The organism is Alphaproteobacteria bacterium (assembly GCA_033344895.1).
Taxonomy (GTDB): domain Bacteria; phylum Pseudomonadota; class Alphaproteobacteria; order UBA8366; family Aestuariispiraceae; genus Pacificispira.
Window position 1 is genome coordinate 3,317,159 of the sequence record JAWPMN010000001.1, and the last position, 22,906, is coordinate 3,340,064.

21 protein-coding genes are annotated in these 22,906 nt (G+C 62.3%); 11 read left to right on the forward strand and 10 right to left on the reverse strand.

Going from position 1 to position 22,906, the window contains the following annotated elements; genetic code table 11:
• Nucleotides 1-8 precede the first annotated feature (8 nt).
• Both R8L07_15955 and R8L07_15960 read right to left on the reverse strand, forming a co-directional pair.
• Nucleotides 9-2,114 carry an adenylate/guanylate cyclase domain-containing protein gene (locus R8L07_15955; GenBank protein ID MDW3207032.1) on the reverse strand — a complete coding sequence of 702 codons (2,106 nt, stop codon included), beginning with the start codon at nt 2,112-2,114 and terminating at the stop codon, nt 9-11.
• A 92-nt stretch (nt 2,115-2,206) separates the two neighbouring features.
• The gene (locus R8L07_15960) at nt 2,207-2,998 is read right to left on the reverse strand and encodes a DUF4197 domain-containing protein (GenBank protein MDW3207033.1); all 792 of its coding nucleotides are present in this window, start codon (nt 2,996-2,998) and stop codon (nt 2,207-2,209) included.
• Nucleotides 2,999-3,245: 247 nt separating this feature from the next.
• On the opposite strand from R8L07_15960, the gene R8L07_15965 reads away from it, so the two are divergent.
• Nucleotides 3,246-4,022, forward strand: a complete 777-nt coding sequence (locus R8L07_15965) for a hypothetical protein (protein MDW3207034.1) — start codon at nt 3,246-3,248, stop codon at nt 4,020-4,022.
• A 53-nt stretch (nt 4,023-4,075) separates the two neighbouring features.
• Entirely contained in the window at nt 4,076-5,893 is a 1,818-nt protein-coding gene (locus R8L07_15970) for a sensor histidine kinase (protein ID MDW3207035.1), read from the forward strand.
• A gap of 12 nt (nt 5,894-5,905) precedes the next feature.
• Here R8L07_15970 and R8L07_15975 read toward each other — a convergent pair whose 3' ends face one another.
• The 4 genes from R8L07_15975 to pdxH are packed head-to-tail and all read right to left on the reverse strand — an operon-like array spanning nt 5,906 to nt 8,720.
• The gene (locus R8L07_15975) at nt 5,906-6,340 is read right to left on the reverse strand and encodes a thioesterase family protein (GenBank protein ID MDW3207036.1); all 435 of its coding nucleotides are present in this window, start codon (nt 6,338-6,340) and stop codon (nt 5,906-5,908) included.
• A 19-nt stretch (nt 6,341-6,359) separates the two neighbouring features.
• Nucleotides 6,360-7,139: an SDR family oxidoreductase gene (locus R8L07_15980; GenBank protein ID MDW3207037.1), complete on the reverse strand. Its 780-nt coding sequence runs from the start codon at nt 7,137-7,139 to the stop codon at nt 6,360-6,362.
• The gene (locus tag R8L07_15985) at nt 7,136-8,119 is read right to left on the reverse strand and encodes a cation diffusion facilitator family transporter (GenBank protein MDW3207038.1); all 984 of its coding nucleotides are present in this window, start codon (nt 8,117-8,119) and stop codon (nt 7,136-7,138) included. Before R8L07_15985 ends, R8L07_15980 begins: the two co-directional genes overlap by 4 nt.
• A gap of 4 nt (nt 8,120-8,123) precedes the next feature.
• Complete coding sequence (gene pdxH / locus R8L07_15990) at nt 8,124-8,720, reverse strand: pyridoxamine 5'-phosphate oxidase (protein ID MDW3207039.1); 597 nt, start codon at nt 8,718-8,720, stop codon at nt 8,124-8,126.
• Between the two features lie 190 nt (nt 8,721-8,910).
• Here pdxH and R8L07_15995 point away from each other — a divergent pair, with 190 nt between their 5' ends.
• Nucleotides 8,911-9,414, forward strand: a complete 504-nt coding sequence (locus R8L07_15995; GenBank protein MDW3207040.1) for an RT0821/Lpp0805 family surface protein — start codon at nt 8,911-8,913, stop codon at nt 9,412-9,414.
• A 93-nt stretch (nt 9,415-9,507) separates the two neighbouring features.
• Nucleotides 9,508-10,428: a DnaJ C-terminal domain-containing protein gene (locus tag R8L07_16000; GenBank protein ID MDW3207041.1), complete on the forward strand. Its 921-nt coding sequence runs from the start codon at nt 9,508-9,510 to the stop codon at nt 10,426-10,428.
• Nucleotides 10,429-10,436: 8 nt separating this feature from the next.
• Here the strand turns inward: R8L07_16000 and R8L07_16005 are convergent, their stop codons facing one another.
• The gene (locus tag R8L07_16005; GenBank protein ID MDW3207042.1) at nt 10,437-11,777 is read right to left on the reverse strand and encodes a YihY family inner membrane protein; all 1,341 of its coding nucleotides are present in this window, start codon (nt 11,775-11,777) and stop codon (nt 10,437-10,439) included.
• Between the two features lie 232 nt (nt 11,778-12,009).
• On the opposite strand from R8L07_16005, the gene fabI reads away from it, so the two are divergent.
• Nucleotides 12,010-12,852 (forward strand): enoyl-ACP reductase FabI, encoded by an 843-nt coding sequence (fabI, locus tag R8L07_16010; GenBank protein ID MDW3207043.1) that lies wholly within the window; start codon nt 12,010-12,012, stop codon nt 12,850-12,852.
• The gene (gene aroC / locus R8L07_16015) at nt 12,852-13,934 is read left to right on the forward strand and encodes a chorismate synthase (protein MDW3207044.1); all 1,083 of its coding nucleotides are present in this window, start codon (nt 12,852-12,854) and stop codon (nt 13,932-13,934) included. Before fabI ends, aroC begins: the two co-directional genes overlap by 1 nt.
• Nucleotides 13,935-13,941: 7 nt before the next feature.
• On the opposite strand, the gene R8L07_16020 is transcribed toward aroC, so the two are convergent.
• Nucleotides 13,942-14,868: a LysR substrate-binding domain-containing protein gene (locus tag R8L07_16020; GenBank protein ID MDW3207045.1), complete on the reverse strand. Its 927-nt coding sequence runs from the start codon at nt 14,866-14,868 to the stop codon at nt 13,942-13,944.
• 106 nt (nt 14,869-14,974) lie between these two features.
• Here R8L07_16020 and R8L07_16025 point away from each other — a divergent pair, with 106 nt between their 5' ends.
• From R8L07_16025 to R8L07_16045, 5 genes are all read left to right on the forward strand, one after another.
• A complete protein-coding gene (locus R8L07_16025) occupies nt 14,975-15,841 on the forward strand; it encodes a TauD/TfdA family dioxygenase (GenBank protein MDW3207046.1) in 867 nt (288 codons plus the stop codon).
• 85 nt (nt 15,842-15,926) lie between these two features.
• Nucleotides 15,927-16,511: a peroxidase-related enzyme gene (locus R8L07_16030; GenBank protein ID MDW3207047.1), complete on the forward strand. Its 585-nt coding sequence runs from the start codon at nt 15,927-15,929 to the stop codon at nt 16,509-16,511.
• Nucleotides 16,504-17,844 carry a tetratricopeptide repeat protein gene (locus tag R8L07_16035; GenBank protein ID MDW3207048.1) on the forward strand — a complete coding sequence of 447 codons (1,341 nt, stop codon included), beginning with the start codon at nt 16,504-16,506 and terminating at the stop codon, nt 17,842-17,844. The genes R8L07_16030 and R8L07_16035 overlap by 8 nt, the downstream gene beginning before the upstream one ends.
• 371 nt (nt 17,845-18,215) lie before the next feature.
• On the forward strand, nt 18,216-20,252 hold the full coding sequence (locus R8L07_16040) for an adenylate/guanylate cyclase domain-containing protein (GenBank protein MDW3207049.1): 2,037 nt from the start codon (nt 18,216-18,218) through the stop codon (nt 20,250-20,252).
• An 86-nt stretch (nt 20,253-20,338) separates the two neighbouring features.
• Nucleotides 20,339-21,364: an Ldh family oxidoreductase gene (locus R8L07_16045; protein MDW3207050.1), complete on the forward strand. Its 1,026-nt coding sequence runs from the start codon at nt 20,339-20,341 to the stop codon at nt 21,362-21,364.
• Nucleotides 21,365-21,371: 7 nt separating this feature from the next.
• On the opposite strand, the gene R8L07_16050 is transcribed toward R8L07_16045, so the two are convergent.
• Nucleotides 21,372-22,256 (reverse strand): cytochrome c, encoded by an 885-nt coding sequence (locus R8L07_16050; GenBank protein MDW3207051.1) that lies wholly within the window; start codon nt 22,254-22,256, stop codon nt 21,372-21,374.
• 51 nt (nt 22,257-22,307) lie between these two features.
• Nucleotides 22,308-22,796, reverse strand: a complete 489-nt coding sequence (locus R8L07_16055) for a cytochrome c (protein MDW3207052.1) — start codon at nt 22,794-22,796, stop codon at nt 22,308-22,310.
• Nucleotides 22,797-22,906 lie beyond the last annotated feature (110 nt).

Below are 22,906 nucleotides of genomic sequence, written 5' to 3' on the forward strand. Positions count from 1 at the left end.
AACAAGCGCTACTTGCTGGTCATGACGATGCGGATGCCCGTCTCGCCGTCGCGCAGTCGGCGCAAATGCATCTTTGCCAGGCCGTCGTCGGGGGCCAGCAACAGCACCTCTTCCATGGCGGCTTCGGCCCTCGGGTCCTCCGATTTCATCAGTTCGTAGGCTTCCAGGTACTTCTGAACCGCCGGCCCGTTGAAGCGTTCCTCGGACATCGGTTCGTAGACCGGTGTTCCCTGGGTCTGTCCCTTCAGAACCAGGGTGCCGCATGGTCGGCCGATGAAGTTCGACACGCCCTCCAGGGTCGCCCCCGACAGAGACACGTGCACGCCGAGGAACTTGCCGGCGCTTTCAAGCCGCGCGGCGGTGTTGATGGCATCGCCATGGGCTGTGTAATCCATGACCGCGCCGCCGAAATTACCCATGGTCACCATGCCGGAATTGATCCCGATCCGGGTTTCGTTCAGGGGAATGCCCTCGGCCTGCTTCTGTTTCGAATATGCGTCCGACCATTGGTTCATCTCCATCGCGCAGTCATAGGCGCGTTGGCGGTGGTCGGGCTGATCGAGCGGCGGCAGGAACGCGTTGAAATGAAAGACGGTCGCGTCGCCGACGATCTTGTCCAGATAGCCGCCATGCTTGAGGCCGATCCGAACCATGTTGTCGATGTAATCGTTCAGCAGAGGCACGGCGACCTCCGGATCCGATTTCTCCACAAAACTGGTGAACCCGGCCAGATCGGTGAAGATGAAGGTGCATTCCTTGCGGGTACCGCCCAGCTTCAGGGCTTCCGGGTGCAGGGCCAGACTGTCGACAAGGTTCGGGCTGACGAAGGTCTTGAACGCGCCGCGAATGAATTTCTGCTCCCGCTCCGTCTGCCAGTAGCGGGCGCTGGAACAGACCATGAAGACGGCCAGGGCAGCGACCGAAGGCAACAGCGGGTCGAATAGCAGACGCAGTTCCAGAAACGCCCACAGCGCGCCGCCGGCACCGGCCAGAACCAGCGCGCCCCCAAGAACGGCGGACCAGACTGCGCCGAATTTCAGCACGACGACGATCAGGAGGAATGAGACCACGATCATCAGAATGAACTCGGCCCCCTCGGCCCAGTCCGGTCGGACGAGGTAGTTCCCGGAGAGGATCTGGTCGATCACCTGTGCATGCATGTAGACACCGGGCACCTGCTGACCCAGCGTGTTGTAGCGCAGATCGCGCAGCCCGGCGGCGGAAGTGCCGATCAGGATGATGCGTCCCTGCAGTCGGGTCGGGTCGACTTCGCCGGTGACCAGTTGCCACATCGGCACGACGTCTTCTGAGCCGACCGGGGAATAATGAACACGCATGCCGCCGCGCTTGTCGGTCGGCACGACGAACTGTCCAACCTTCATCTTCACGATGCCGGTATTCTGCCCATAGCCGGTCTCGCCGCTGCCGCCGACCGTCTTGAAACTGTAGCTGCTGGCGCCCTGCGCAACGCGCAAGGCTTCGAGAGCGAGTGTCGCGATGCCTTGATCGCCCTGGCTGCTCATAAGGGTAACCACGCGAATGACCCCGTCGACATCCGGGGTCAGGCTGACCGATCCGACGCCCGCCGCGGCGTCTTCCAGGGCGGGGATGTTTCGTGTCAGGCCACCGGTCGAATACATGTAGTTCAGGGCGGACGGTTCGCTGGAATTCACGCCGTATTTCAGTTCCAGCGGTGGGCGGTCGGCGTCGAGGTCGGACGGGTTGAGGGCCATGCCCAGGACGACGCGTCCGCGAGCGATGGCTGCCGCGAAGATCTCGTCATTGTTGGGCAGTTCCAATCCGGCCAGACGGTCCTGGGCTTCTTCCGGCATCCTGCCCACCGCCAGCGACGGGGAGGAACTGTCCGGTTCGGCGAAGAAGACGTCATAGGCGATTACGGCGGCCCCGGCGTCCTGCAAATAGGATGTGATGGCCGCCAGATAATCCCGCGGCCACGGCCATTGTCCCATTTTCAGAAGGCTCTCCTCGTCGATATCGACGATCAGTACCGGGCTGCCCTCAAAATGCGCGCGCGGTTCGATCTGCTGGTAGGTATCGAATACGACGTTTCGAAGTCGTGACTTCAGGGGGAAGTCGGCTCGAATCAGGACCACACAAACCGCCAGAACCGCAAATGATAAAAGAACGGGTACCAGTTTTCTGGCGATGTCGGCGGCGTTTCCCATGAATTGCGACGGCTACACCGTTACTGCTGCGCAAACACGCGCTGCAGCAGGTCCGTGGTCCGTTTGGCCGGGTTCTCGCGGATCGCCGCCTCCTCGACCGCGATATAGTGGAACAGGCCATCGAATGCCTTCTGGGTGGCGTGCTCGGTCAGGTCGCCTTTGACGTCGGGCACGAAGGGCAGGGTGTCGTACCCCTCCATCATCCGGTCCAGGGCATCGACCGCACCGACTTCCGCCAGGGCGCGGTCCACGATCGGGCGGATGCGGGCCTTGATGTCGTCGCCGCCAACACGCATCAGATACTGCGTGGCTGCATCGTCGGGTCCCTGCAGAATGCCTTTCGCGTCGTCCAGGGTCATGGCCTGGATGGCATTCAGGACAACTTCGCCGCTTTCGTCCATGGCGGCTTCGGCGGCCCGGTTCATCTTCAGTTCGACCTCGTCGCCCAGGCTGCCGAGACCGACCTTGGAAAGCAGTTTCTGCGCCTTCTGCAGCTCCGCCGGAAGCGGGATATGCGCGACCGGGTCTGCATTGAAACCGTCGACGGATCCCAGATTGTCGACGACCAGCTTGCTGCCGACTTCCAATGCCTGTTTCAGTCCTTCGGCGATTTCGCTGCCGCTGAGACCGGCCGCCGTCGAACCGGCGGATGATCCACCAAGGGATTGGTTCAAAAGGGACTTTGCGTTATCCAGCAGGGAGTCCGCACCAGCGTTGAGCGGGACCATCGCCAGCACCGCGACCAGAAGGGGCGGCGACCAGCGCCGGCCGGATTTGGGCGTGCGGTTCGAAATTCGGGTCGGGCCGGTCATCTCGATTGTTCATCCTCTCGACTTTGCATGGCGCAATGTCTGCACCAAAACTTCCACCCGTCGGCATGCTAATCCATTCGTACCGTAAAAAGAAATGCCGGGCTTCGGCAATTTGGCGGTCCCGGGAAATCTCCGTTCCGGCGGATGACCGATGCGCGGCTTCCCGCTACACTGTTGACGGCGGTTCGTAAGATGCACCGCCTGTCGGGCCGTCCGTCACCATACCTGTCGTCTGGAAGGGGGAAGCATGTTGTCGCCGAATGCGTTCCGGGACAAAGCCATAGCAGCAGCGTTTGCAGCGGCTTTCGTGTTTTGGGGGGGCGCAACGCCTCTGCCGGCCCTCGCGCAGTCAGCGAACGAATCCGCGCAATCCGAACCGGACGAGCAACCGGACGCCCTGCCCAGTGCCGTCCCGGTATTGGAAGCGTTGAAGAAGCAGTTGGACGGCCTTGGCGCCTCTCTGGACGCGCTGCAATCGGATCTGCGGGCGAAATCCGAGGAAACGGCGGCCCTGGCCGAGCAGTTGTCGGAGCAGGCCGCCGCCCTGACGGAGCTTGAAGCCGCGCTGACCGAAGCACGGGCCGAGGCGTCCGCGGCCACGGAGGCCGGGGCTGCAGCCCTGCGCCGGAAGGACAATCTGATCGAGGAACTGAAAGATCGGATCAGCGCTTCCAGTGCGTCGATTGCCGCGTTACAGGGGGATTTGGCAGCAGCCCGGGCGGAAATTGACCGGCTGAACGGTGAATTGCGGAACAAGGACGATTCCTCCGAGGCTGTGGCCGACCTGCAGGCGGAACTGGCATCCACGAAGGCCGACCATGACATCCTGAGCGAGCGCCTGTCGGAGACGGAGAAGATGCTGGCCGATGAGCAGTCCGCCGTGTCCGCCAGCAGAAGCGCGCTTTCGAAGGCGGAGGCTGAGCGTGAAGCGCTGAAACTTCAGCGTTTCTGGCTGTCCATCCTGGTGGCCATATTGCTGGTCGTCGCGGGATTCTTTGGATTTCGGCGACGAAGCACGGCATAGATTGCAGCCGGGCCTTCCCGCAAGGAGATGCATAAAGTGCGTCGGGATCGAACGTGAAACTGGGGATCAGGGGGATACTGGCCGGCGCCTTCATCGTCGCCGCGATCGTGCCGCTGGCCGCCTGGGCGTCGTGGGTCAGCATCTCCGCCCTGGATCGAGAGATCGAGGAGGTCGAAGATCGGCATCTGCTGCTGGCCCGCAATCTGAGCCGCGCCCTGGATCGATACGCCCATGATGTCGCGGCGGTGTTCGCGCATGTGGTGGAGGCCGATCCGAAATCCGGCGGCTCCGAACATTTGTCCGCCCTGCTGGAATCTCTCGAATTCCGTCATATCTGCCTAATCGAGACAGACAGCCGGCGGGTGATATCGGTTTCGACCGCCACGTCGACCGATCTCAGTTCCGTCGCTTTGCCGCCGCTGGACGAATACATCGCCCGTGCCGAACGCGGGCTCGGCCGGATGATGTTCTCGAACGCGGTTCGCAACCCGAATGGCGCGCCTGCGATCTATCTGACCAAGAAGGTCGGCCCAAATCTGGTCGCCCTCGGGGAATTGAGCACGCGTTACATGCGGGACACACAGCAGGCCGTCGCCTTCGGTGAGGGAGGGCATGCAGCGATCGTCGATGCGGCCGGCAATGTCATCGGTCACCCCAACAAGGCCTGGGAGGAGGAAGTCCGCAATATTGCGCAGGTCGATGCGGTCGCCCGAATGATCGCGGGGGAGACCGGCGTTTCGCAATTCTACTCACCGGCGGCAGAGCTGGACATGATTGCCGGTTTCACCACCGTGCCGATGACCGGTTGGGGCGTCATGATCCCGCAGCCCCTGCGCGAGCTTGAGGCCCGGGCCGACGAGGTCAGAAACTCCGCCTATGGGATCGTCGCCTTTGGTGCGGCCGTGGCCGGCATTGTCGGCTGGCTGATCGGCGGTTTGATCGCCAGGCCCATGAGGGCTGTCGCGGCAGCTGCTGACCGGCTGGCCGAAGGGCGCTCGGACGTCTCTGTCCCGATGCCGTCCGGCATGGCGATTGCCGAGCTTGAGGCGCTGGCCCTTCGCTTCAACCAGATGACCGCCGCATTGGACGAATCGCATCGTGCCCAGACCCTGGCCTTGCGTGCTGCGGAGGAGGCCGCAGAGGCCAAGTCGGATTTCGTCGCCCGTGTGTCGCATGAGCTCAGGACGCCGTTGAATTCCGTCATCGGATTTTCCGGGATGATCCGCGATCAGGCGCATGGTGCCATCGGCTCTCCGGACTATGTCGAATATGCAAGGCTGATCCATGACAGCGGCCAGCGGCTGCTGGAGATGGTCAACGACATCATTGCCTTTGCCCGCATCGAGGGCCGCAGCGAGGAATTGACCGAAACCTCGATCGATCTGCGCCGAACGGTGTCGGCCGTGGCCGATCAGGTAGCGGCATTGGCCGAGGAAACCGGCGTTGCGGTCGCCGTTGCGGTCGATGAAGGCCTGCCGCAGGTCTGGGGCGACGAGATCAAGCTGCGCCAGGCCCTCGGTCATCTCGTCAAGAATGCCGTTCTGTTCACCCAGTCGGGCGGCCGGGTCCGTATCGACGCAGCGCTGACCGACAATGGCGGGCTGTCGATTGCCGTATCTGACACCGGGATCGGAATTTCCGAATCGGACATTCCGACGGCGCTGGCTCCGTTTGGACAGATTTCATCCCGGTTGGACCGGTCGCATGAAGGGGCGGGGCTGGGTCTGCCGCTGGCCAAGATGCTGATCGAACTGCATGGCGGATCTTTGCGCCTGCGGTCTAGTCCCGAGGATGGAACGACCGTGACGATGACACTGCCGCCGGAACGCGTCGGGATTTCCGGGACCCTGCGCGAACGGTTGTCCGGCTAGGTTGCGTCGACGTCAGTCGATCTCGGCCTCGGTGATGGTCAGGTCCTGCGCTCGGCTGATCTGTTCCTCCGGCAGCGCCACGGTCTTCCCGGTTTCAAGACTGGCCTGTACCGCCGTCACATCGGACGAGGCGATGAGAGAGGCGTTCTCGACATCGAACATGCGATGCAGGAAGCGCAGATGCTTGCGGCCGACCGCGATGAACCCGCTTTCGATGCGAACCAGTTCGCCGCCCTGCAATTCCCGTACATACTGGAAATTCTGGCGAACCACGGCGACCCGGCGTCCCTGCTGCCGGATGCTTCGCGGCGTCACGCCGATGGTATGCATCAGGAACCACGTCGCCTGATCGAAGCGTTCGATGTAGAGACGCGAATTCATGGAGGATTCAGGATCGTATTCCGAAGCCATGACGGCACCGCGAAAGGTCTCGGTCCAAGCGTTCATTGTCTTCCTCCTTCTCGGCTCAGTAGAGGTGTTGCCCCCCCGTCACGAAAATCTCTGTACCCGTAACATAGCTGAAATCGTCCCCGCAAAGACGATAAACACAGGCGGCTACCTCGCGGGCGGCACCCATGCGCTGCATGGGAATACGGGCGATCAGGGGTTCGTACTCCTCTCCGATCATCTCGGTTTCGATCTCACCGGGGGCAACGGCGTTCACCCGGACCCCGATCTGGGCGAATTCGACGGACAGTTCCCGGGTCAAGGCCGACAGACCTGCCTTTGATGTCGAATAGGCGGAACCGGCGAAGGGGTGAATTGCGTGCCCGGCGATTGAAGTGATGTTGACGATTGCCGCGCCGCCGGCAGAGCCGTCGGGCCTCTTGCGCGCACCGCGCCCCAGAGCCTTGGCAAAACCGCGACACAGGGTCAGTGGCGTGAAGAAGTTCAGTTCGAACACCTCGCGCCACTTGTCGAGGTCTCCGTTCAGGCATCCAAGCCGCTCCTTGAACGATGCCTTGGGTGAAACGGCGGCATTGTTGACCAGGGCATGGATGGGGGCGTCCCCGACGATGTCATTCGCCGCCTTGATGAAGGCCGCGACGTCGTTCTTGTCGCTCAGATCGGTCGGGATGTGATGGGTCCAGTTCGGGTCCGCCCGGCAATGGTCCGGTATGCCTTCGCGTGAACAAGTGATGATGCGCCAGCCCTCGTCGGAGAACCGCTGCACGGTGGCATGACCGATGCCGCGGCTGGCGCCGGTCAGGATGACGGTTCTTCGATGCTCGGTCTCACTACTCATCGCTCGGGCTGTGTCCCGTTGTTGTCGGCGGTTTCCGGCGGCATGCCGCCCCGGTCATCCCAACGGGGCGTGACCGGGTCCTGGTGCACGATCACCTCTGCCCCGGGGAAGACCTCCATGATTTCCTTCTCGACCGCGTCGGCGGTTGTGTGAACGCGATTCAGCGATAACTGACCGTTGAAGTCCAGATGCATCTGAATGAACGTATCGGGTCCCGCCCGACGGGTTCTCAGATCATGGACCCCCTCGACATCGGGGTAGGCCAGGGCAATTTTTCGAATCCGCGCACGGTCCTCGTCCGGCAATTCGTGGTCCATCAGCATCTGCAGGGATTCCGACCCGACGTGCCAGGCGCTGTGTGCGATATAGACGGCGGCCAGGATGCCGAACAGGGCATCGACCCATGGCAGGTCCAGATAGCTGCTGATCAGCAGCGCGGCGATGACGCCAAGATTGGCGGCCAGATCGGCGCGATAATGGGCCGAGTCGGCCTTGATGGCGACCGAACCCGCCCGGGCGATCACGTGGCGCTGGAACAGGACCAGTGCGCTGGTCGCGACAATCGACAGGGTCATGACCGAAAGGCCGACCGCCGTTTCGGTGACGGGCTGAGGGTCGATCAGGCGACCGATTCCCTCGATCAGCAGCAGAACCGCCGATCCCGCGATGAAACCGGTTTGTGCGATGGCCGCCAGCGGCTCCGCCTTGCCATGACCGAACCGATGCTCCGAATCCGGTGGGACCATGGCTTGCCGAACGGCGAACAGGGTGATCAGCGAGGCCCCGAGATCGAGCATGGAATCGACCAGACTCGACAGGATCGCGACGGAATCGGTCATGAACCAGGCGACCAGTTTCGTTGCGATCAAGATTGCAGCCGTCGCGGCCGAGGCATAGGTGGCCTGGCGCAGCAGTTTTTGCGTCTGGGGATTGCCCCGGGTCAGGCCCAGGACGGGATCGGTATGGGTCGAGTCTGACATCCGATCAGGGGAACAACCGCTCGATCGTCCAGGGATCGCTCTCTGCCTCACGACGGAAGATCTGGCGATCATGCAGCCGGAACGTCCCGTCCTTCCAGAATTCGATATAGCGCGGCGCGATTCGAAATCCGGACCAGTGTGGGGGCCGGGGCACGGTCCCGATGTTGAACTTCGCAGCATAGGTCGCGACCCGCTTTTCCAATTCGAAGCGTCCTTCGCAGGGGCGTGACTGGTCGCTTGCCCACGCGCCGATCTGGCTCTGACGTGGACGGCTCTCGAAATAGGCGTCGGCCTCGGCCTCGGTGACGGGGGTTACCGACCCCTCGACGCGAATTTGTCGGCGCAGGCTTTTCCAGTGAAACAGAAGGGCCGCATTTGCGTTCTCTGCCAGTTGGACGCCCTTCTTGCTCTCCAGGTTGGTATAGAAGACGAACCCGCTCTCATCATAGCCCTTCAGCAGGACCATGCGAACCGAAGGGCGCCCTTGCGCGTCTGCTGTAGCAAGAGCCATCCCGTTGGGATCGTTGGGTTCCGATGCCTCCGCCTCCTTCATCCAGGTGGCAAAAAGGGCAAAGGGGTCTGTCTCTTTGAAATCGGTCATGACTACGCCATATAGAAGTGGGATCGATAGGTATATAGCGGGCGATACGCGCCGCCTCAATGAGCGGACCAGTTTTTCGATTGATCCGTCTGGCGACGGAAATCGAATTCGGATACGTCCTGATTTTGGAGAGCGTGCGCGTGCCCGCTGGATACGGATGGCGAGGGCCAGCCTAACAGGAGAAGGTAAGATGACGAGCTATACCGAAGTACGACGTCCCTGCCGCGCGGCAAAAGCTGTCGCCTTGGCGCTGGTTGCGGGTATGGGGTTGAGTGCCTGCCAGAATACCGGCGACAAGGAAGCGCTGGGCACGGTCGGCGGCGCAGTTCTGGGCGGTGTGCTGGGCTCCCAGATCGGCAAGGGCACGGGGCAATTGATCGCGGTCGGTGCCGGTGCGGTTCTGGGCGGACTCGTCGGGTCGTCCATCGGGCGTTCGCTCGACGACGTCGACAAGATGAAGATGCACAACACCACGCAGTCCGCCCTGGAGAACCAGCCGGACAATTCGACATCGACCTGGGTGAACCCGAATTCCGGCCATTCCGGAACCGTGACGCCGCAGGAAACCTATCAGGCTGATAACGGTCAGTACTGTCGGGAGTTCACCCAGACCGTGACCATCGGCGGCAAATCTGAAGAAGCCTATGGTACGGCCTGCCGCCAGCCGGACGGAACCTGGAAGATCGTCAGCTAAATCCTGGACAATTCGGGCCGTCGGAACGAATCTTGCTTATGATACTCGCCGGGCGCGGACAGCGTCCGGCGTGTTTGGGAGCACTCAGGTAGCATGAGCGTCAGGACCGGTATGAAGGATCCCTATGACGTGCTCGGCGTCAAGAAGACGGCGAGCGCGGACGAAATCAAACAAGCCTATCGCCGCCTGGCGAAGGAGTTTCATCCGGATCTCAACCCCGACGATCCGATTGTCGAGCAGCGTTTCAAGGAAATCTCGCAAGCCTACGGCATTCTGGGCGACAAGGATAAGCGCGCCCAGTTCGACCGCGGTGAGATCAATGCCGACGGGTCGCAACGGCATGCCGGGTTCAGTGGCGGGCGCGGCGGCGGTTTCGGCGGGTTTGGCGGCTTCGGTGGTGGTGAAGGGGCGGAAGATATCTTTGCCGACCTGTTCGGCCGAAACCGGGCGCGTACCCGAACGGTTCGGATGAAGGGCAAGGACGTAAACTACGCGCTGCGGGTATCGTTCCTCGATGCTGCGCGCGGTACCACCCGTCGGGTCAGTCTTTATGACGGCAAGAGTCTCGACGTGCGCATTCCGCCCGGCACCGAAGACGGGCAGACATTGCGCCTGCGCGGTCAGGGCATGCCCGGCATGGGGGGCGGTGAGGCCGGCGACGCCTTCATCGAGGTCCAGGTCGACTCTCACCGGTTCTTCGAACGCGACGGTAATGACATCTTCGTCGATGTCCCGGTCAGCCTCGCGGAGGCGGTACTGGGCGGCAAGATCACGGTGCCGACGATCCATGGCAATGTCGCCGTGACGGTTCCGACCGGATCCAATTCGGGCACGACCCTGAGGCTGCGCGGCAAGGGTATCAGCCCGCGCAGCGGCGTCTCCGGCGATCAGTTCGTGAAACTGATGGTCGTCCTGCCGGACAAGCCGGACAAGGATCTGGTCGATTTCGTGAAGGAATGGTCGAAGGACTACGACTACGATGTCCGCAAGCGGGCCGGCCTGGATAAGCCCTAGGCCGTCGGTTACCCGGCCTGTCCGAGCGTCCCAAGTCCGATCAGCGCGAGAATTCTGGCATTGAACGACCGCTTGTTCGTGCCCGTTCCGACATTTTCGTCGTCTTCATCTTCTTCCGGCAAAGGCTCGTCGCCGACCGGCGGCGGCGCGAGGAGTGTTTTCAGGTCTGTCGCCATGACGTCGTTCTGGGCGCGTTCGGCTTCATCGAGGATTTCCGCGAAGCGCTGACCCCAGGCCGTGTTCAACTGGCCGGATGGCATGCGCCCGCTCAGGTCGATGCCCAGGTCCGCATACAGGGTGGACAGGCTGACCCCGCCGAGATCGCGGCTCAACACCCAACCGTTCTTCTCGGTCCGGGCAATGTAGTTTTTTTTCTTCAGGGTCCGCGTGACCCATCCAAGGGCCAGGGGGCCGATCCGGGAACTGCGCTGCAGCCGCCGTTCGGAGAGGGTGACCCCTTCCGCGGAAGCCCGCAGCAGGGCGTTCAGCACCGCCAGTGTCGCGGACAGGCGGATCAACGGAGTCAGGCTTTCGCGGCGCGGACTTCGGGCCCCGTGGCGCCATTCCGGCAGGCCCGCCGCGATTTCCGCGCCGAACAGGACGACCATCCAGCTCAGATAGACCCAGACCAGAAAGATCGGCACGGTCGCCATGGCGCCATAGATCGTCTCATAGGTCGGGAAATGGGTTATGTAGAGTCCGAAACCGCGTTTCAGAAGGTCCAGCATGATCCCGGCGATCAGTCCCCCGACCAGCGCGTCGCGCCTGCGAACCGGGTAGTTGGGCATGACGAGATAGAGGATCGTCAGTCCGGCCGTCTGCAGCAGGAACGGCACCACGAAGGCAAAATTCGTCAGATTGCCGGTGACCGATTCGACGCCGCTGGCCCGGGCCGCCGCGAAGAGGTAGCTCGACAGTGAAATAGAAGCCCCGAACAGCATCGGTGTCAGGGTCAGCACGGCCCAGAAGACCAGGAGGCGCGAAATCAGTCCGCGTGTCTGCTTGACCTGCCAGATCTGGTTGAAGGTCGAAGAAATGCTCATCAGCAACATGACCGCACTGACGGCCAGAAAGACGATCCCGACCGCGGTCAGTTCACCGGTCTTCTGGGTGAAGCCCTCCAGATAGGACTGCACCTCCAGCCCGACCGAGGGGACGAACTGCTCGAAAAGATAGCTCTGCACCTGGAATTTGAGGGAGTCGTAAGCGGGAAACGCCGCGAAGATTGCAAAACTGACCGCCAGCAGCGGCACCATCGCGAGCAGCGACGTGAAGGTCAGCGAGGCGGCACGCTGCTGACATCCATCCATGACGAAGCGGGCGGCGGCATAAAGTCCGAACCCAAACACCTTCGAGAATCCCTGGGTGAATTTGTGTCTTCGGCCCGGGGAACCGGGACCGGGCGAGCCCGCCCGTACTGTGCTGTCATTCATACGGCTTTCCCATCGCTACCGGACTTAGTATAGCGGGATGACGTTGCCTTTCGATAGGGGGGCTTCACTTTGACGGATCGGCAGGGCGCCTATAGGATGGCGCACCTTTCGGACCGGCGGTAACGGTTACTTTTTGGAGTGTGGGGGCATGAGCCAGTCGGAATCCCTTATGGCGGGCAAAAAAGGCGTCATTCTGGGCGTCGCGAACGATAAATCGATTGCCTGGGGAATCGCCAAGGCGGCCGCGGATGCCGGCGCCGAGTTGGCCTTCACCTACCAGGGGGAGGCGCTGGAACGGCGGGTTCGCCCGCTGGCCGAAAGCGTCGGGTCGAACATCGTCCTGCCGTGCGACGTTACGGACGAGGCCAGCATGGATTCGGTCTTTGCCGCGCTCAAGGACGCATGGGGCGAGATCGACTTCATGGTTCATGCCATCGCCTTTTCCGACAAGGATGAGCTGAAGGGACACTACCTTCAGACGACGCGGGCAAACTTCCTTCGTACGATGGACATCTCCTGCTATTCGCTGACCGCGCTCTGTCAGCGCGCCGCGCCGATGATGGCAGAGGGCGGGTCGATCCTTACGCTGACCTATTACGGCGCGGAGCGGGTGATGCCACACTACAATGTGATGGGCGTTGCGAAGGCTGCGTTGGAGGCCTCCGTCCGATATCTGGCCGCCGACATGGGGGCATCGGGAATTCGCGTGAACGCCATTTCCGCCGGGCCGATCAAGACATTGGCGGCCAGCGGTATCGGCGATTTCCGCTATATCCTGAAGTGGAACGAGTTGAACTCGCCGCTGCGCCGCAACGTCACGATCGACGAGGTCGGTGGTGCGGGCCTGTACTTCCTGTCGGATCTCTCCACGGGCGTGACCGGTGAAGTGCATCATGTCGACAGCGGCTATCACACGGTCGGCATGGTTGCCGTGGACCAGGCCGAGGCGGTTTCGGATCTTCTCGCCGGGCTGAACAAGAAGGCCGGGTAATGTCCCACAATGGCTTCGGGCATCTCTTCCGGGTGACGACCTACGGGGAAAGTCACGGGCCGGCCATAGGCTGTGTCGTCGATGGCTGTCCCCCGAAAATCCCTTTGAGCGAGGCCGACCTGCAGCCGTTCCTCGACAAACGGCGGCCGGGCCAGTCCCGTTACACCACGCAGCGTCGGGAAGCCGATCAGGTCCGCATCCTGTCCGGGGTGTTCGACGGGATGACGACGGGGGCGCCCATCGGCCTGCAGATCGAGAACACCGATCAGCGGTCCAAGGATTACTCCGAAATCGCATCCAAGTTTCGACCCGGTCATGCGGATTTCACCTATTGGGAAAAATACGGCATCCGGGACTATCGCGGGGGCGGGCGTTCTTCCGCCCGCGAAACGGCGATGCGGGTGGCGGCCGGCGGGGTTGCCCGCAAGGCACTGGAAGTCCTGGTGCCGGGGCTGTCGATTCGCGGGGCGCTGGTCCAGATGGGACCGCATGGCATCGACCGCGACCGCTGGAAATGGTCGGCGGTGGATGAAAACCCGTTCTTCTGCCCGGATCCGGTCGCGGCCGACGAATGGGCGGCCTACCTTGACGGTATCCGCAAGTCCGGTTCGTCCTGCGGCGCGGTGATCGAGGTTGTGGCCGAAGGGGTTCCGGCCGGATGGGGCGCGCCTGTTTATGGCAAGCTGGATTCCGATCTTGCCTGTGCGATGATGACGATCAACGCCGTAAAGGGCGTTGAAGTCGGCGCCGGTTTCGGTGCCGCGGCATTGTCGGGCGAGGAGAATGCCGACGAGATTCGCATCGGCAACGATGGCAAGCCGCTTTTCCGGTCCAATCACGCCGGGGGCATTCTGGGCGGCATATCGACCGGTCAGCCGGTCGTCGTCCGGTTCGCCGTGAAACCGACCAGCTCCATCCTGACGCCGCGTGACACGATCACCACGGACGGCGAGGAAACCGACATCGTCACCAAGGGCCGGCACGACCCTTGTGTCGGGATCCGTGCGGTGCCGGTGGGTGAGGCGATGATGGCCTGCACTCTGCTGGACCACCTGCTGCGTCACCGCGGTCAGTGCGGGTGAGACCCGCCTAATCCGAGAAGTTGTCCAAAGGGCTGGCTGTTTCCCGCAAGAGCGCCACGAATTCCCGTGCGATCGGATTCGGCCGGGTGCGTTTGGAGTAATGCGCGGCGATGTGGTCGGGCAGGGGCAGCAGCATGTTGGGAATGCGCACCAGTCGGCCGGCCTCGATCCGGGCCCTTACCGACCGTGCCCATCCGAGGGCAAGCCCTTCCCCGTTTTCGGCAAAGTCCAGCAGAACGTCATAGGAATTGATTGACGGTCCCCGCAGGGAGGGCGGCGGTTCCACCCCGATATGGCGCAGGAACTGTCGCCAGTCCGGCCATGGTCCGCCGGCCTGCGCCAGATGAAGCAGAGGGCACGCAAGAATCGAGGCCGCCGTGATCTCTCCGCCATGGGCCTTTAGCAGCCCTGGAGCGCAGACCGGAAAGATCGCGTCGTCGGCCACCGGTTCGATCAGATAGGAATGTTGTGCCCAATGACCGCTGCGAAGCCCGACGTCGAAATCCCGATCGAAGGCTTCCAGCGGCTCGGAAGAGGTAAAGACCCGGATCGTCAGATCGGGGTATCGGTGCTGAAAGGCCCCGATGCAGGGCGCTATCAGCAGACTCGCGACGACCAGTTCGGAAAAGACCGTCAGAGTCTGCGCATTCTGGTTTTCGCCCCGCAACTGGTCGGCGGTCATGGCCAGGTCACCCAGGGTCCGACGAACCGTCTCCGCCAGGACTTCGCCGGCCTGCGTCGGCGTGACATCACGCCGTCCCCGTTCGAACAGCGTGGTGTTGAGGCCTTGTTCCAACTGTCGGATCAGGCGGCTCACGCTGGCCTGCGTCAGATGCAGTTCCTCCGCCGCTCGGGTGAAGTTGCGGTGCCGGAAGGCGGCCTCGAAGGCGACCAGCGTGTTCATCGGCGGCAGGCGTTTTTCGAGGTATGCCATACGTATCCCGTATGTCTGATTATAGAAAACGTTAATTTACAGCGTATTGGAAAGTCATAGGATCGCCAAATCCAACGTGCTTTCCATTCCAGCGGAGGGTCGGAAAATGCGAGTTACCCCGGTTACCGCCAGCTTCGGCGTCGAAGTCGACGATATCGATCTGCGCAATGGTCTGTCCGCCGAACAGGCGGCGGACCTCTATGAGCTCATCATGGATCGCGCAGTGCTGCTGTTCCGCGATCAGCCGCTAAGCTCCGAGGCGCATCTGGCGCTGGGCGAGGCCTTCGGCCCGCTGGCCCCCAAGCATCCGTTCTATCCGACGCCGGACGGGTTCGAGAACATCATGATTATCCGGAACGACAAGGATAATCCGCCGGAATCGGAGAAGTGGCATACGGATCTGAGCTGTGACGCCAATCCGCCTTTCGTATCGCTGTTGCAGTCGAAGATCATTCCGGATGCAGGCGGGGATACGCTGTTCTGCGACATGCGGGCGGTTCATGACGCGCTGTCGGAGCCGCTGCGGGAGATGCTGTCCGGCCTGACCGCAGAGCACCGCATGGACAAGGGGTTCGACTATCTGCGCGACATCGGACACCATGATCGAGCGGACATGCTGATTACCGACGCGATTCGCAACCGCACGGCCCATCATCCGGTGATCAAGCAGCATCCGTCGACCGGTCGGCCCTTTGTCTATGTCAATGAGGCCTTCACGGCCCGCATTCTCGGACTCACCAAGGCTGAAAGCACGGCACTGCTGGGGCTGATCTTCGACCTGATCGATCAGCCGCGCCACCAGCTCAGAATCCGCTGGAAGCCCGACATGCTGGCGGTTTGGGACAACTGGCAGACCCAACATCTCGCAACCGGCGACCATTATCCGAAGGAACGCGAAATGCGTCGCGTCACGGTTATCGCCGACAAGCGTTCCCAGCCCTTCACCCAACCGCAGCAGGCCGCCGCGGAGTGAACGAAGGCAAGAAAGCGCTGGGTAATCTTTGCCGAAACGGGTAGACCTTCGGTCATTCATTCAATGATCGAAGGGACCGTTCGTCATGCCCGATCGCGACAGTGTTCACGCCCTGCCGGTTCCCGACGAGGCCGGTCTGGATCCGGACATTCAGAAATATTTCGGCATCTGCCGCGAGAAGCTGGGTTTGCTGCCGAATGTTCTTCGGTCCTTCAGTTTCCGACCGGAGCGGCTGCGCCGGTTCATCGATAGCTATAACGAAATCATGCTGTCGGACGGCGCGCTGACCAAGCTGGAACGCGAACTGATTGCCGTCACCGTTTCGTCCTGCAACCGCTGCTATTACTGTCTCGTCGCCCATGGCCAGCAGGTGCGCGCCCTGTCCGGCGATCCCGAGCTGGGCGAAATGATCGCGCTCAACTACCGCGTGGCGGATCTGGATGAGCGGACAATGGCGATGCTGGACTATGCCTGGGCCCTGACCGAAGCACCCAACGACATTGATGCTGAGGACCGCGAGGTGCTGATGGATCTGGGATTCAGTGAGGAGGCGATCTGGGAAATCGTCGAAACTGCTGCCTTTTTCAACTATACCAATCGTCTGGCGCATGGTGTGGAGATGATGCCCAACCGCGAATATCACCGCATGAACAGGGGCGACAATGCGTGAAAGGACTGATTTGTGGGGCTGTCCGGTCACGACGGAAGACGCGTCGGCGGTGGATGGTCTAAACGCGACCCTGATGGCCTATATGGGAATGCGGGTGGATATCGGGGATCACCTGAAATCCGTATTCGCCGCCGATCCGGACATGCCGATGGCACTCATCGTGAAGGGCGCCTTCCTGAAGATGTTCGCGACCGCCGCAATGGACGAAGGCGCTCGCAGGACCCTGGCAGCCGCGCGGGACGCGGTGACCCGTCGCCCGGTCTCGACGCGAGAGGAAGGGCATCTGTCGGCACTGACGGATTGGGTCGCCGGCGACATGGAATCCGCCTGTCGTAGCTGGGAAGCGATCCTGGTGGATCACCCGCGAGACGTCCTGGCTTTGAAACTGTCGCAATTGAACCGGTTCTATCTGGGCGTCGGCAAGGACATGCGCAATGCCGTCGGCCGCGCTTGGTATGCCTGGGACGAGAGCGTACCGGGCTATGGTTTCATCGCCGGGTCCTACGCCTTTGCGCTTGAGGAGTCGGGTGACTATGCGCGGGCCGAGCCGATGGGCCGTCGCGCGATCGAAATGGAACCGGCGGATATATGGGCTGCCCACGCCGTCGCCCATGTGATGGAGATGACGGGGCGCAGTGATGAGGGCCTCGCCTGGCTGAACGGGCTGAAAGACCATTGGGGCAGCATTCACAACTTCGTCCATCATGCCCATTGGCACCGCGCACTGTTCGCGCTGGATCTTGGCGACGTGCAGCAGGCGCTGGCCATTTTCGACAACGACGTCTGGACCGACAAGGTCGAGGATTATCTCGACCTGTCCAATGGTGCGTCACTCCTGTGGCGACTTGAAGAACGCGGTGCGGATATCGGTCATCGTCCCGACGCCGTCGCGGAACTGGCGCTGAAGAAGGCGCGGGATCACGGCCTCGTCTTCGCGGATTGCCATGTTGCGCTGGCACTCGCCATGGCGGGGCGGGGTGAGGCCCTTTCCGATTTTCTCGACGACCTGACCCGTTTTGCGACGCGGTCGGGGACCCAGGCGCAGGTCGCAGCCGATGTGGGGCGAACCCTGTGCATGGCCGCGGTTGCCGATGCGGCTGGGGATGCTGGTCAAGCCGTCGAGCTTCTGCTGTCCGTACGGCCGCATCTGCACCGTATCGGCGGCAGCCATGCTCAGCGTGACCTGTTTGAGCGAATGTTGATCGTCAATGCCATCCGGTCGGAACGGATTGCCCTGTCCCGGGCCCTGCTGTCAGAGCGTCGGGAAAACCGGCCCGAGGATGACTGGGCGCGCGCCCTTGGCGACCACCTGGCGTTCGCCAAAACGGCGTGATTCGCGAAATTCGGGCGGCTGGAGGTCAATTCCGGGTCGGTTATCTGCCGGAAATTCGGCGTCGGAAGTGCATCTGTACACCAAATCCTGTCGCCGTTCGGCGGCCGGCCGGTCCATCTAAGCCTTTGCTGTGAATGCAGTATTATGAATTCGCGCGATGGACCCGGGCTGCCGATGAGCGCCGAAAGCCCGGAATTAACCTTTTTGAAGGACTAATCATACATTCTTTGGCGGCGATTGCGGTATAGTGGTGCCTAAGGGGGAGTCGCGCGTCATCGGCAGTTTCCAGAAGGAAAATGCCCTGTCGCACTTCGACCTTCCGTTCATGTGGGACTTCTTACGAAGAAACGTTTGAAACCGGGGTTAGGTAAATGGCGGGTGGCAGGTCGGTCTCGTATGAGGTCTACTACCTCCAATACGGTCGATGGCAGATCCATCATCGCTATAACTACAGCGAACGGGACATTGCGATCGATGAAGCCAAGCGGCTCGATAGCCAGGGGCATTTCGATGCAGCCTGTGTCGTGCGCGAAAGCTGGGACGAAGCCTCCGGCACCGCATCCGAATCCGTCATCTATCACAGCCCGAAACTGAAGACGAAGCCCCCGGTCGCCTTCATCACCGCCGGCAATGACGGCACCGCGAAACCCAGCACCGCAGGCGCCAGCGGGCCCAGCGGTGGCGGGCGCGGCAGCGTAAAGAATGCGCCGCCCGGATCCGCCGCGGCTAATGCTGCTGCAGAAGCCCGGAAGAAGGCCGCCGCCAGGAAGGCCCAGCAGAAGAAGGCGCCAGCCAAGGAGCCGGACCTTCGCAGGCCGCCAAAGCGCGGTGAGAAGGGGGCTGACGACGCGGATTGGGCCGCGGCTATTCCCAAGATGATCATCGCCTTTCTGTTTGCCTGCGTGACGGGAACGATCGCCGGGGTTCTGGCCTACTACGGCATTAAACTACTGTCGTCCGTTGGCATCGCCTTTGGCCTTCAGATCAATCAGTTCGTTCTGATCGGTTCCTGGTTTGTCGGATGGGCCATGACCTTCTTTCCCCTGTTGCGAAAGATTCTATCCGGCATTCGTCCCATGGCGCGTGCCGCCCCCGTGCGACCGTCCATTGACCAGCAGCTTGCCGAACAGAGGCGCCGCCAATCCGAGGCGGCGTCCAAGGCATTGGCGGATGCGGCCAGTACGCTGGACGCACTTGCCAGCAAGCCGGACGAGGCCATGCCGCCCGCCGCCAATGAGGAAACGGCGGAAGAGGGGGCAACCGGGGGCGAGAATGAGGGGGACACTGGCGCTGATGAAGCGGGCGCCAATGACAGCGTAGACCAGGAAGAGGGCGCAACTTCCGGCGAGGCGGAAGAACGCCCCGAAACCCGTTCCACGTCAGAACCGATGGAAGAGGTCGGACCGGCCCCGCTGCGCGCGGCGCTGGCGGAACTGGTCGACGAGGCCAAGCGGCTTTCCAACAACACGCTCGACAAGGATCATTTCCTGCGATTCGGGGTTATCCTGTTCCTGGCCGGTGCGGCGGAGACCCTTGCGCGCCGCTTCAAGGTCGCGGCCCGCGAAGTCACCACCATATTGAGCGAGCAGATCGAAACCCTGGGCGTATCCGCGTCCATGGCACTGGGTTTTGCGGCCAACATCGACGAATACCTTCTCGACAAGCGCTATTTCGAAATGTACGCGGCCGGCCGCGGGGGCGCACTCAGTCAGGGCGGGGATTCCAGAAGCGACAGTGGCATGGCGGCTGCATTCAGGCTGTGGAAGACGCCGAAGGCACCGCCCGGTCAGGACGTGAATGCGCAGGACGATCCGAAGCATTACGACAATGCGCCGGGCGATCAGGAACATTACGGGTTTGTCGCGGTACTCTTCACCGACATCGTCGGGTCGACACAGAAACAGCAGACCAATGGCGATGCCTGGCTGATGAATGTCGTCAGGGCCCATAACGATATCGTCCGCGAGGCAATATCGAAACATGGTGGCCGGGAAATCAAGCATACCGGAGACGGCATCATGGCGTCCTTCCCGGCGGTAATAGCCTCCGTCGAAGCGGCCCTGGCCATGCAGGACGGCATTCAGAAGTTCAGCGAGATGATGCCCGACCTGGCTTTCGAGATCTGTGTCGGCATCAGCGCCGGGGAACCGATCCATGAAAGCGGCGACCTGTTCGGCACGCCGGTCAATCTGGCCGCCCGTGTGCTCTCCAAGGCCAGCGCCCATGAGACCGCCGTCAGCAGCATCGTCCGTGAGATGTGCCGTGGTAAGAGCTTCATCTTTGAGGAAATCGGGCGGTTCGACCTGAAGGGGTTCGAGGAACCCCAGCCGATCTTCCGCGTCAAGGATCGTCGAAAGAAGGCGCGGGGGACCGACGCTTCCGAAAAGGCCGTTGCCGCCAGTTCCTGACGTCCGGCAATCCGTACCTGTCGCGACTGGACCACTCGCCCGCGCATGCGCCGGTAGACTGACCCCTGAAGGAGTTAGGGGGAAGCATGGCCGAAAAACCGGGGAAGCTGAATTATGACGGCGCACGGGTGCGTGTATCGGCGCCGGACGCGCTGCTGGCGGTTCGTGCCGTTCTGGTTCGGGCGGGCTGTCCGGACGACACGGCCGATCTGATAGCCGATCATCTGGTCGATGCCGGGATGGGCGGAGTGGAATCGCACGGCATCATGCGCTGCCTGCAATATGCCTGTCAGTTTCAAGACGGCTACATGGATCCGATCGCCAGACCTGAATTTCGGGCCGGGCGTGGGCCGGTCGTCGATGGCGGCGGCGGCATCGGCATACCGGCAATGCAGATGGCGGCGCGCCATGCCGTGGAACTGGCACGAGAGTCCGGTGTCTCCGCAATCGCCATCCGCAATGTCGGCCATACCGGCCGATTGGGTGCCTACGCGGAATGGATCGCGGTACAGGACTGCCTGGCCATCATCATCGGCGGCGGGGGACGCCAGAACTGGCGGCAGGTCGCGCCCTATGGCGGATGCAAGGCAGTGCTGCCCACCAACCCTTACTGCATCGGGATGCCCGGCGGCAGCCGGGGGCCGGTCGTGCTGGACTTTGCCACCGCCATGATTGCCGGCGGATGGATCTACGCGGCACGCAATGCCGGCGCACGTCTGCCGGAAGGTGTCATGATCGACGGGCAGGGCAACCCCAGTACCGATCCTGAGGACTACTTCCGCGGGGGCGCCATTCTGCCGGCCGGCGGTCCGAAAGGGTATGCCATGGCGGTGCTGGCCGAACTGATCGGCGAAGCGATGCTGGGCCCCGCTACGACCGAGATGAACTGGCTGATGGTTGTGCTGGACACCTGCCGATACCGAGAGACGACGGCGATCCATTCGGTCGCGGAGGAAATTCTGGAGGAATTGAGGAATTGCCCGCCGGCGCCCGGTTTCGACCGGGTTCAGGTTCCCGGCGAACGTGAAAGCGAAGCGCGGGAGCGCGCGCGTCGCGACGGTCTCTCCATTCCCGAACCAACCTGGCGCCAGATACTGCAGGCCGGTTCCTGATCGGCCGCTATTCTGTCCGTTCGACCCGGTTCTCGATGGGCGGGACGGACTTCAGATAAACCGCAATCGCGTTCAAGTCGTTTTCCGTCAGATGGCTCAGTCCGTCCTCGACCGCTTCCGCCATGCTGCCCTGGACATCATCAAACGAGGGCTTCATGCCGGTTTGAAGAAGATAGGCGATATCCGCTTCGCTCCAGTCCGCAATGCCGGTTTCATGCGGGGTGATATTGGGGACCAGTTCGCCGTCGGGCCCGTCTCTGGTTCCAGCCAGATACATGGCAGAATCGGTACCGCCGAAAAGACCGCGTGGAGTGTGACATTCGCCGCAATGGGACATCGCATCGACCAGATAGCGCCCGCGGTTCCATTCGGCGCTCTTGTCCGGATCGTCCCGCAACTCTCCTTCATCGAAGTTCAGCAGCGTCCATCCGTTCAGCAGGAACCGCCAGCCGAGCGGAAAGACCGCGTCATGCTTCTTGTTCACCGCCCGAACGGGGACGAGCGAGAACAGGTAGTCCTTGATGGCCAGCATGTCGTCTTCCCGCATCCTGGTGTAACTCGGATAGGGGAAAACCGGGTAATACAGGTGCCCTTCCGGCGCTTCGCCGGACCGCAGCGCCCGGACGAAATCCTCATCGGACCACTCCCCTATCCCGGTTTCTGGATCGGGGGTAATGTTCGGGGAGTAGAATGTGCCGAAGGGTGTTTCCAGGGCCCGCCCGCCGGCAAAGGGCTGACCGTCATCGCCCGGCTGGGTATGGCAGGACATGCATCCCGCCGCCCGGGACAGATAGGCGCCCCGTGCCAGGGCGTCATCCAATCCCTCCGGGTTCTGTGCCGAGGCGATTTCGCAGAGCGCACCCAGGACCGCACCTGTTGCCAGGGCGGTCACCAAGCGCGATCCGATCCGTCCGCGGGGCGATCGGGTCATAGCGGTCTGGCGCTAATTCTTTGGCGCGCGGAACGGCTTGTGGCAGCCGCCGCAGGTCTTGCCGACACCGCCGAGCGCAGCGCCGATCTGGCCGGCATCGCCGCTTTTTGCCGCTTCGGCCAGTTCGCCGGTGGCCATGGCAAAATCATCCGCGGCCTTCTTGAAACCTTCCCAGTCGCTCCAGATTTCGGGCTTGGCGCGGCTCTTGTCGGTGGTGGCATTGGCCATGAACAGCGACGGTACGGTCTTGGCCAGCGCGTTGAGGCTCATCGCGTGAACCGGTGTGCCGGCGTCTGCTTGCGCCTCACCCTTTGCAACGGCGCCCAACGCCTTCATGTGGCCGGCAATCGCTTCCATTGCGCCATTGCGGATCTGGTAGCTTTCTTCGGCCGAAAGGCTGCCATTCATGTCGTCGGCGGTTGCCGAACCAAAGGAAACCGCGGCGATCAGCAGGGCGCCGCCGGTCCGCGCCAGGAATTTTCCGGAAGTCGTCAGGGTCATGATGCCTCGTCCTGTGCCTGGGGGCGTCGACGATGCGCCGCGCCCGTGGGTTGTCCGTCACGGCGTAAGGCTATCCCGATTTATGATGCGGTTTCCAATAGAGATTTTGT

Excerpts from the sequence above, each read along its gene's own strand:
- R8L07_15960 (MDW3207033.1), bottom strand. The coding sequence starts at position 2,998 with ATGACCGGCCCGACCCGAATTTCGAACCGCACGCCCAAATCCGGCCGG.
- R8L07_15965 (MDW3207034.1), top strand. The coding sequence starts at position 3,246 with ATGTTGTCGCCGAATGCGTTCCGGGACAAAGCCATAGCAGCAGCGTTT.
- R8L07_15975 (MDW3207036.1), bottom strand. The coding sequence starts at position 6,340 with ATGAACGCTTGGACCGAGACCTTTCGCGGTGCCGTCATGGCTTCGGAA.
- R8L07_15980 (MDW3207037.1), bottom strand. The coding sequence starts at position 7,139 with ATGAGTAGTGAGACCGAGCATCGAAGAACCGTCATCCTGACCGGCGCC.
- R8L07_15985 (MDW3207038.1), bottom strand. The coding sequence starts at position 8,119 with ATGTCAGACTCGACCCATACCGATCCCGTCCTGGGCCTGACCCGGGGC.
- pdxH (MDW3207039.1), bottom strand. The coding sequence starts at position 8,720 with ATGACCGATTTCAAAGAGACAGACCCCTTTGCCCTTTTTGCCACCTGG.
- R8L07_15995 (MDW3207040.1), top strand. The coding sequence starts at position 8,911 with ATGACGAGCTATACCGAAGTACGACGTCCCTGCCGCGCGGCAAAAGCT.
- R8L07_16000 (MDW3207041.1), top strand. The coding sequence starts at position 9,508 with ATGAGCGTCAGGACCGGTATGAAGGATCCCTATGACGTGCTCGGCGTC.
- fabI (MDW3207043.1), top strand. The coding sequence starts at position 12,010 with ATGAGCCAGTCGGAATCCCTTATGGCGGGCAAAAAAGGCGTCATTCTG.
- aroC (MDW3207044.1), top strand. The coding sequence starts at position 12,852 with ATGTCCCACAATGGCTTCGGGCATCTCTTCCGGGTGACGACCTACGGG.
- R8L07_16020 (MDW3207045.1), bottom strand. The coding sequence starts at position 14,868 with ATGGCATACCTCGAAAAACGCCTGCCGCCGATGAACACGCTGGTCGCC.
- R8L07_16025 (MDW3207046.1), top strand. The coding sequence starts at position 14,975 with ATGCGAGTTACCCCGGTTACCGCCAGCTTCGGCGTCGAAGTCGACGAT.
- R8L07_16030 (MDW3207047.1), top strand. The coding sequence starts at position 15,927 with ATGCCCGATCGCGACAGTGTTCACGCCCTGCCGGTTCCCGACGAGGCC.
- R8L07_16035 (MDW3207048.1), top strand. The coding sequence starts at position 16,504 with ATGCGTGAAAGGACTGATTTGTGGGGCTGTCCGGTCACGACGGAAGAC.
- R8L07_16040 (MDW3207049.1), top strand. The coding sequence starts at position 18,216 with ATGGCGGGTGGCAGGTCGGTCTCGTATGAGGTCTACTACCTCCAATAC.
- R8L07_16045 (MDW3207050.1), top strand. The coding sequence starts at position 20,339 with ATGGCCGAAAAACCGGGGAAGCTGAATTATGACGGCGCACGGGTGCGT.
- R8L07_16055 (MDW3207052.1), bottom strand. The coding sequence starts at position 22,796 with ATGACCCTGACGACTTCCGGAAAATTCCTGGCGCGGACCGGCGGCGCC.